This is a genomic window from Pseudomonas sp. P20 (assembly GCF_016463925.1).
Lineage (GTDB): Bacteria > Pseudomonadota > Gammaproteobacteria > Pseudomonadales > Pseudomonadaceae > Pseudomonas > Pseudomonas aeruginosa.
In genome coordinates this window covers 1-547 of sequence record NZ_JAEMVM010000114.1, presented here as the reverse complement: position 1 = coordinate 547, position 547 = coordinate 1, and the positions used below count along the sequence as shown (strand labels likewise).

At 61.6% G+C, this 547-nt stretch carries 1 pseudogene; it reads left to right on the top strand.

What is annotated here, in order from left to right:
- Positions 1 to 34 precede the first annotated feature (34 nt).
- Positions 35 to 547, top strand: a pseudogene (locus JHD77_RS32025) (transposase); the annotation flags it as partial.

The following is a 547-nucleotide window of genomic DNA, read 5'->3' as shown; positions in this document are numbered from 1 at the left end:
TAGGCGACAACCCTCGCCGTGAGAGAGGTGTCTGATGAGCAAGCAACGACGTACGTTTTCCGCCGAGTTCAAACGAGAGGCCGCGGCCCTGGTGTTGGACCAAGGCTACAGCCATATCGACGCCTGCCGTTCGCTGGGGGTGGTGGATTCGGCCTTGCGCCGTTGGGTGAAGCAGCTCGAGGCGGAGCGCCAGGGTGTGACCCCGAAGAGCAAGGCGTTGACGCCTGAGCAGCAAAAGATCCAGGAGCTGGAAGCCCGGATCAACCGGCTGGAGCGGGAGAAAGCGATATTAAAAAAGGCTACCGCTCTCTTGATGTCGGACGAACTCGATCGTACGCGCTGATAGACCAGTTGAGTGAGCAGGAGTCGGTGGAAGTGGTCTGTTCAGCTTTCGATGTGGCGCGGTCTTGCTACTACGTCCACCGTCTTCGACGGCGGCGTGTCGATGCTCGCCGCGTGGCGCTGCGTAGCCAGGTCAACCAGTTGTTCAGCCAGAGTCGGGGCTCGGCCGGCAGCCGCAGCATCCTGGGCATGCTGCGCGAAGAGG